Source organism: Desulfobaculum sp. (assembly GCF_054921475.1).
The window spans coordinates 1-8,237 of sequence record NZ_JBUDSW010000166.1; the positions used below are offsets into that span (position 1 = coordinate 1).

Annotated in this window: 5 protein-coding genes and 1 riboswitch; of the genes, 3 read left to right on the top strand and 2 right to left on the bottom strand. The window is 62.0% G+C overall.

Features of this window, described 5'->3' with window-relative positions; translation table 11 throughout:
• Positions 1-725: 725 nt before the first annotated feature.
• Together ilvB and ilvN are read left to right on the top strand one after the other, a co-directional pair.
• The gene (ilvB, locus tag ACY69P_RS11180; RefSeq protein WP_404843674.1) at positions 726-2,405 is read left to right on the top strand and encodes an acetolactate synthase large subunit; all 1,680 of its coding nucleotides are present in this window, start codon (positions 726-728) and stop codon (positions 2,403-2,405) included.
• Complete coding sequence (gene ilvN, locus ACY69P_RS11185) at positions 2,392-2,706, top strand: acetolactate synthase small subunit (protein WP_459900668.1); 315 nt, start codon at positions 2,392-2,394, stop codon at positions 2,704-2,706. The genes ilvB and ilvN overlap by 14 nt, the downstream gene beginning before the upstream one ends.
• A gap of 169 nt (positions 2,707-2,875) precedes the next feature.
• Here the strand turns inward: ilvN and ACY69P_RS11190 are convergent, their stop codons facing one another.
• Both ACY69P_RS11190 and ACY69P_RS11195 read right to left on the bottom strand, forming a co-directional pair.
• On the bottom strand, positions 2,876-5,296 hold the full coding sequence (locus tag ACY69P_RS11190; protein WP_462327525.1) for a methyl-accepting chemotaxis protein: 2,421 nt from the start codon (positions 5,294-5,296) through the stop codon (positions 2,876-2,878).
• 289 nt (positions 5,297-5,585) lie between these two features.
• Positions 5,586-6,584, bottom strand: a complete 999-nt coding sequence (locus tag ACY69P_RS11195) for a cache domain-containing protein (protein WP_462327526.1) — start codon at positions 6,582-6,584, stop codon at positions 5,586-5,588.
• Between the two features lie 195 nt (positions 6,585-6,779).
• Positions 6,780-6,865, top strand: a riboswitch (ZMP/ZTP riboswitch).
• 57 nt (positions 6,866-6,922) lie between these two features.
• Here ACY69P_RS11195 and ACY69P_RS11200 point away from each other — a divergent pair.
• Positions 6,923-8,185: a serine hydroxymethyltransferase gene (locus ACY69P_RS11200; RefSeq protein ID WP_462327527.1), complete on the top strand. Its 1,263-nt coding sequence runs from the start codon at positions 6,923-6,925 to the stop codon at positions 8,183-8,185.
• Positions 8,186-8,237: the final 52 nt, after the last annotated feature.

Sequence of the window (8,237 nt, forward strand, 5' to 3'; positions counted from 1 at the left end):
TGCTCCGCAGGTTTAAGGGCCGTGGGCCCTTAAAAATCCCATGTGCGCACAGGCCGGGTGCCTGTGCCTGGTACTGTCGTCACCCCTGACGCGCTCTCGTCCGCGTGGATGGGGAGATTTTTTTGGGTGGTGTTGGCGCTGTGGGAACGGCGGTGAGAATCCCCGTTGGGCGTGTTTACGAAGACAAAAGCAGAAGGCAGAAGACCCTGCCCGCCCCCCTATTTTTGGGACGGCTTCCGTCCAAAAAATCCTGGGGATTCTCAAGGGTGTCACACCCTTGAGCCGCCGGAGGCAAAAAAAACACATGCCCAACCACCCCGCCTCCGCCCTGTTCAACGCGTGCGTTACGCACGAGCCAAGCACCACTGGAGCGCAGCACTACGCTCCAGTGGTGCGGATTTTTTCCACATTGGCGCTTGACTTGCGTAAGCGCTCTCCGTACCTTTGACGTCAACACTGTAACGATTCGCACCAAGGAACCCGCACATGCTACGCAACTCTACGCACATACACACCTCCGCCGGCAACGGCCTGGTACTCGTAGGCGTAGTAGCCATTATTATCGTACGCGTAGTAGTAGCTATAGCGTCGTAGCGGGTCAGGTACATACATACAGCACATTCATCCCCCGCCGGCGCAGGAGCCGGCGGGGGATTTTGTTTTCCTAAAGCAGACACAGCGCCGGCCCTGCCCCACTCGGGGACTCCACGAGGAGGAAGGGAAAGATGCACAAAAGCGGCGCGGAAATTGTTATCCGTCTTCTGGAGCGTCAGGGCATCCGTTCCATCACCGGTATTCCCGGTGGAACGAATCTGCCTTTATACGACGCTCTCTCCCAGAGCCCATGCATAAGCCATGTGCTTGCCCGCCATGAACAGGGGGCAGGCTTCATCGCTCAGGGCATGGCTCGTGTCAGCGGCAAACCTGCCGTCCTCTTCGCCACATCAGGCCCCGGTGCCACCAACACCTTGACCGCCATTGCCGACGCCAAGCTGGACTCCATCCCCCTTGTCTGCATCACCGGTCAGGTTCCGCGCTGCCAAATGGGCACCGACGCCTTTCAGGAAGTGGACACCTATGGCTTGTCCGTTCCCATCACCAAGCACAATTTTCTGGTCCGCTCCGCTGAGGAGCTGTTGACCGTTATCCCAGAAGCCTTCCGAATTGCCTCCTCTGGCCGTCCCGGCCCTGTCCTCATCGACATCCCCAAGGACGTGCAGACCGAGACTGTGGACGTTGCAACGTGGCCCGAACCGGGCCAGCCGGACCCTGCCCCGGAATTCTCCGCAGCCTCGGTCCGCCGGGCGGCAGACCTCATCAACGGCGCAAAGCGCCCCATCCTGTACCTTGGCGGCGGCGTTATTGCTGCCGGCGCGGGCGGCCTTGCCACGCGGCTGGCGGAAAAGGCCGGCCTGCCGGTGACCATGACGCTGATGGGCCTTGGCGCGGTGCCGTCGGACCACCCGCAGTCCATTGGCATGCTGGGCATGCACGCGGCGCGCTACACCAACATGGCGCTTGCAGAGTGCGACCTGCTCATCGCGGCGGGAGTGCGCTTTGACGACAGGGCCACGGGCCTTGCCAAAACGTTCTGCCCGGACGCGGCGATTGTGCACATCGACATTGACGCCAGCGAGCTGGACAAGATTAAAAGCTCCTGCCTTGGCATTACGGGCGACATCCGCGAGGTGCTGGAATCGCTCATCCCGATGACGGAGCAGGACGGCCGCCGGGAGTGGACCTCGCGCATTGCGGACCTGAAGACGGCGCACCCTGTGTGCCTGCCGGGTTCGGACAATGCCGAGACCCCGTATGGCATCATCCGCCTTGCCGCGCGCCTGACCGGCGACGACACCATCATCACCACCGACGTAGGCCAACACCAGATGCGCACGGCGCAGGCCTACCCGTTCCGCCGCCCGCGGCAATGGCTGACCTCCGGCGGGCTGGGGACCATGGGCTTTGGCATCCCTGCGGCCATAGGCGCGGCCTTGGCCTGCCCGGGACGTATGGTGCTGTGCGTCAGCGGCGACGGCAGCTTTATGATGAACATGCAGGAGCTGGCGACGGCGGTTGAGGAAAACGCCAATATCAAAATTTTGCTGATGAACAACAACGGCCTTGGGCTGGTGCAACAGCAGCAGGAACTGTTCTACAAGGGCAATCTTTTCGCATCGGGATACCGCGCTCCCGTGGACTTTGTGCGCATCGCCGAGGGGTTCGGCATGAAGGCATTCGACCTTGCCGATGGCGACCCGCACGACACGCTGGCCCGGGCCTTCGCAACACCCGGCCCATGCCTTGTCCACGTTCCTATTTTGGAAAAGGAGAACGTGTATCCCATGGTGCCTCCGGGCGCCGCAAACACAGTGATGATTGAAGGAGGCTCCCATGTCACAGCCTGATATCCACGACAGCCTTCTCGACGCGGCACGCACCACGGTGCTGGAACTGTGTGTCAACAACCATCCCGGCGTTATGTCGCACGTGTGCGGGCTGTTTGCCCGCCGCGCCTTCAACGTGGAGGGCATCCTGTGCATGCCCGTGCGCGACGGTTCCAGAAGCCGCATCTGGCTTCTGGTCACACGGGATAATCGACTCGACCAGATGATCAAGCAGGCCCGAAAGCTGGAGGACGTCGTAGACGTCACCCGGCATGACGACGGCCACCACGTGTTTTCCGGGTTGGAAGCATCATTCAGATGACCGCCTGATACACGCCGGGCGCGGGAATAGGGGTATTACCGCGCCTGTGGGCCAGACTCCTTCGGGACGGCTTCGCTCAATAGGGATGAGGGCCGGTGATTCGCAACCACCGGCCCTCCTTTTCGTTCAATTTTCAGGATGTACTGACGCTCACCCTTGGGCGCTGCGCCTACACGGTCTGCCGCATGCCGCCGATGATGCTGCGGATGCGCTCCACCTCGCCGGACAGGGACGCCACATCCGTCGAGGACTGTTGCATGGCCTGCGCCGTTTCTCCGGCAATCTCGTCAATCTCGGTCGCGGAGTGGGCAATCTGCTCGCTGGCGGCAGACTGCTGCTCGGCGGCGGTGGCGATGTTGCGCACCTTGTCGCTGGTCTCGCCGGTGAGGGCGAGAATGCCTTCCAGCATGCTCCGCGTCTTCTGGGCGAGCTCGGCGCTTTGGCTGACTTCGGTGTCCGCCTTGCCCATGGCCTCCACACTGATGTGCGCCTCGCTCTGAATGGCGGTGATAGCTTCGCCCACTTCACGCGTGGCGGCCATGGTCTTCTCCGCCAGCTTGCGCACTTCGTCCGCCACCACGGCAAAGCCGCGCCCGGCGTCACCGGCGCGCGCGGCCTCGATGGCGGCGTTGAGGGCCAGCAGGTTCGTCTGGTCCGCAATGTCGTTAATGACCGTCATCACGGAACCAATGCCATCCACGCGGGTGCCAAGGCGGTCCATCTCTCCGCGCAGCTTAGCAATGCTCTCACGCACGGCAACGATGGACTCCACAGACTCGCGCACCACGGCTTCGCCGGACGCCGCTTCCTCGCGCGTTGTCTCGGCGCTGCGGGCGGCGTCTGCGGCGTTCTGCGCCACTTCCAGCACGGTGGCGTTCATCTCCTCAATGGCGGTGACGGTCTCGGTCACGCGGGCCTTCTGAGCGTCGGTACGCTGCATGGAGTCGCGCGTGGCCGTGGTCAGTGCGGAAACGGCCTCGCCCACAACAACGGACGCGGCGGCCGCGTCCTTGGCGGCGGCTTCAATGCGCGCATTCTGCTCGGCCACTGCGGCCTGCTCATGGCGCAGGGCCGTGACGTCGTTCCAGAAGGTGATGCCGCCCACCAACGTGCCGTCCACGTCATAAAGGGGCTGCACGTCGATGATGAATTCGCCGTCGCGGCCATCAAGGCTGGTGTAGGAGAAGTTCACGCCCGTGCGGGGCTTTTCGTCCTTCAGCACGGTGGTGAGGATGGTGGGCTTTGATGTATCGTTAAACAGGAACTGGCTGAGGTTCATGCCGATGTAATCCTTGGGCTCACCGCCGCGACCTACGTTGCGCAGCATACTGCGGCTGCACGCGGTGATGGACAGATTCACGTCCGTCACGGCAAAGGGATTGGCAATACCGTCGAGGACGGCGGTCATGAAGCCCTTTTCCTCCTGCAACTGCTCAATGATGCCTTCGGTCATCTCCTGCACGGTGCGGCCCACGTCGCCAATCTCATCCATTGGCAGACGTCCGGGCTCGGCGCGGAAATCACCTCCGGCCACAGCGCGGACATACTGCGTCACCCGGCGCAGAGGACGCACCACAATGCCATGGGTCAGTGCGTAGAGCACAAGGGCCATAACCACGATAAGCAGCGCAAGCTCCGTGGCAAAGGTCGCGCGCTTGTCGGCAAGGGTGGCGTCCAGTTCCGCCTTGTCCTGCGAAGAACAGATGAACCAGTCCGTCTGGGTATTGCCGCCGCTGAGGACCACGGGGCGCACGTTGACAATGCGGCTCACACCGTCAATGTCCGCCTCAAACCCGCTGTCGCCGGAACTGATGCGCGAGAGTGCGTCGCTGTTCTTGCGGGAATAGGCATCGCTGAGAATGGCCTCCGCCTTGGGATGGGCGATGACGCTGCCGCGTGAATCGCTAAAGAACAGATGCCCGGTCTCGCCAAAGGTGACGGGACGCACAAAGGTCTCCGTGAAGGCGGTCATCTTGAGGGCGAGGATGAGCGAGCCCACCAACTGCCCCTGCTCCCGTACGGGCGCGGCCAGCACAAAAATGGGGTTTCCGCGCAGCAGGCTGGGATACACCTCGCTAATGGAGAACGGCGCGCCCTGCGCAAGGGCCACGTTGTAACTGAGCTGCGTGCCGCCCTTGCCAAGAGTGCGGCCCTGCACGGTGTCCACAAAGAACGTACCGTCCGTAATGCCGACCTCGCCCTTAGGCCCGGTGACGCTCACACGCTCGCCCGGGGCAAGGCGCGCGGCAAGGGGAATGTTTTCGTAGATGCCGTAGGTGTCGTGCACCCACTGGAGCACCTCATGCGCGCGTGCGGCCTTGGCGGAGTCCGCAGGGCTTGCGCATGCTTCAACAATTTCACTGCGGCGGGCCAGCGACTGGGCAAGGCGCTTTTGCCCATCAATCCAGCTTTCCAGCGCAGTTGCCGCACCTTGCAGCGCCATATGGGCGTTGGCCCGGGCCATTTCGCGTTCTTCATTGTGCTGCCGCTCGTATTGTATGGTTCCCAGAACCACGCCGAGCACGGACAGGACAATTCCAACCGCTCCGATGTAGCGCAGGGCCACCCTGCGTCCGAGTCTCCTCAACATATTTTTTCCTCTCTGTGCGATGTATAATCGCGTAGTGAATATTGCACTTCTGCACCTCATACACTGAAAGGAAATATCGAGGAATCACGGTTTTTTCTGGCCCAACCACTTTTTTCTTAGCCAAGGCGTAATGCGCGGCGAGAGGGCGCCTGCATCGCCCTACCTCTATCGGCTGACACGCATGCGGGGACGCCTTCGCACCTTGCGCCATAAAAACGGGCCGGAGGGAATTCCCTCCGGCCCGAAGCTGTTGGCTGGCTGAGGCAGACAGGCGCAGCGCCCAGCCCGGCTAGCGCTGTCTGGTTACCCAGAAGGCCCCGCCAAAGAGCACGGCGCCCAGCACGCCAAGGAAAATGCCGCACTGCGTCACAAACGCGTCCTGCGCGGCGGTAATGGCGCCTTGCACCTCGGCCTCATCCTGCATAGTGCAGATGAACCACGTGGTGGCCTTTTTGCCCGTCTTCTCCAAGGGGAAAGTGTGGATAAGACGCCGCGTCCCCTCGAAATCGGCCACAAAGCCGCTCTCGCCCTTGGCAATGCGCTGCATCACGTCTCTGTGAGAGACGCCGTAGTCCTGCGGAAAACGATCCAGATTCGGCCCCGCGAGCATTTCCCCGCGTGAGTCGCATAAATACACCCCACCAGTCTCGCCAAAGCTCAAGGGCCACAGAAAGTCGATGGCAAGGTCACGCGCGCCGCACTCCAAGGCCACCGTCGCCACCAGTTCCCCGTCCCACAACACAGGTGCGGCGATGTAAAAACGGGGACTCTCAATGGTAACGGCCGTGTAGGCCTCGCTCACAAAGGTCTTTGCGCCATTCTCGATGGCCACCTTGTAGGACGTCTCCGGCACCACCTTGCCCAGAAAGTCCCTCTTGGCGAGCGAACCAAGAAGCTGTCCGTCGGGGAGCGTCTCCCCATTGAGCGTTCGGTCGCCCACGGTCGTCACAAGAATATCCAGGACGGGCCGGGACGCTTGAGCCATCCACCCAAGCTGGTCGTCCAACTGGTACACATAGCGCATGTCATACGGGTGATTGACAAGGCCGAGCACCGAGTACGTCGTCGCCAGCGCAACCACCTGTTTGCGCTTTTCTTTCATCCACGTGCGTATGCCCGTGGCCGCGCCAAGAGCGCTGCGCTGCGCAATCGCCTCCGCCTGCGCAAAGTGCTGCTCCTGTATGGCATCACGGTGGCGCACGCCGAACCATGCGGTAAACGCCGCGGCAACGGCAAACACCACAAGGGCGTACACAAAAATTTGTCTTCTCTTGCAACCTGTCGTCATTATTTGATCCTTTCCCCTTTTCCTCGCCGCGAAGGCCGGGGGGAGGTGCTCGCAATTGTTCTCACAAAAGCCGCGCACTGTGCGGCTTTCCAGCTACCTTTCATCGATGGGGAGCGGGCACGCTACAGGAAACACTGACCGCTTGACAAGCATGCCGGGCTTGGGATAGCTCCCTTCCCAACATCTTTGGATACTTCGGCACCGCGTGACTGGCGAGAATTGTGGAACCAACCACAGGGAAGCGCGGCAAGCCATTCCAGCCGCTCGCCTGGGCTGCATCTCCCGATGCCAAACACCTGTTCTCTCTGCGGAGAGACGTGTAAGGGGGAAACGCGCCCATGCAGCAGTCCCATCTTGATCTCCTCAAAGCAAACGACCCGGAAATCCATGCCGCACTGGAAGGCGAAAGCCGCCGCCAGCGCCTTGGCGTTGAGCTGATTCCGTCCGAGAACTACACCTACCCCGAAGTGCTGTGCACCCTCGGCAGCATCTTCACCAATAAGTACGCCGAAGGCTACCCCGGACGCCGCTACTACGGCGGCCAGACCTACACCGACCGCATCGAAGACCTTGCGCGTGAACGCGCCAAGGCCGTCTTCCGCTGCGAGCACGCCAACGTGCAGCCCCTGTCCGGTTCGCCCATGAATCAGGCCGTCTACCTTGGCCTGCTGGAACCCGGCGACACCATCCTTGCCATGGACCTTTCCCACGGTGGTCACCTGACCCACGGCGCGCCCGTGTCGCACATGGGCAAGCTGTTCAACTTCGTCCGCTACACCACGGACCCCACCGACGGCTCCATCGACTACGACGAAGTCATGCGCCTTGCCAAAGAGACCCAGCCCAAGCTGGTGCTGTGCGGCTACACGTCCTACCCGCGCGACATCGACTACGACGCCTTCAAGGCCATTGCCGACGCCGTTGGCGCCATCACCATGGTGGATGCCTCGCACTTTGCCGGTCTGGTTGCAGGCGACGTGCTGGAAAATCCCTTTGACCACGGCTTCGACATCATGACCACCACGGCCCACAAGTCCCTGCGCGGCCCGCGCGCCGGACTGGTGCTGTGCAAGGAAAAGTTCGCCAAGGCCATCGACAAGTCCGTCTTCCCGGGCTTGCAGGGCGGCCCGCACATGAACACCGTCGCGGGCATTGCCGTCACCCTCGGCAAAGCCATGGAGCCGGAATTCAAGGACTACGCGCAGCAGGTGCTGGTCAACGCCCGCACCATGGCGGACGCCTTCCTCGCCGAGGGCGTGAGCCTTGTCACCGGCGGCACGGACAACCACATGCTGGTGGTGAATACAGAAGAAAGTTTTGGCCTTGACGGCAAGGTGGCCGAGGAACTCCTCGACACCATCTCGCTGACCGTCAACAAGCAGATCATCCCCGACGACCCCAATCCTCCATTGAAGCCCAGCGGGATCCGTATCGGTACACCTGCCGCAACCACACGCGGCATGACCGAGGACCATATGAAGCACCTTGTCCATTGGATGATCCAGACCCTCAAGGCCCCCTCCAACACAGCCCTGCACGCCTCCATCAAGAGCGAGGTGGAAACCCTGTGCAGGGACTTCCCGGTGCCTGGAATCTCGTAGCCACACCCCTCCACGCAACACCCCACACGAAGTAGGCACCGGACGCGGGGGG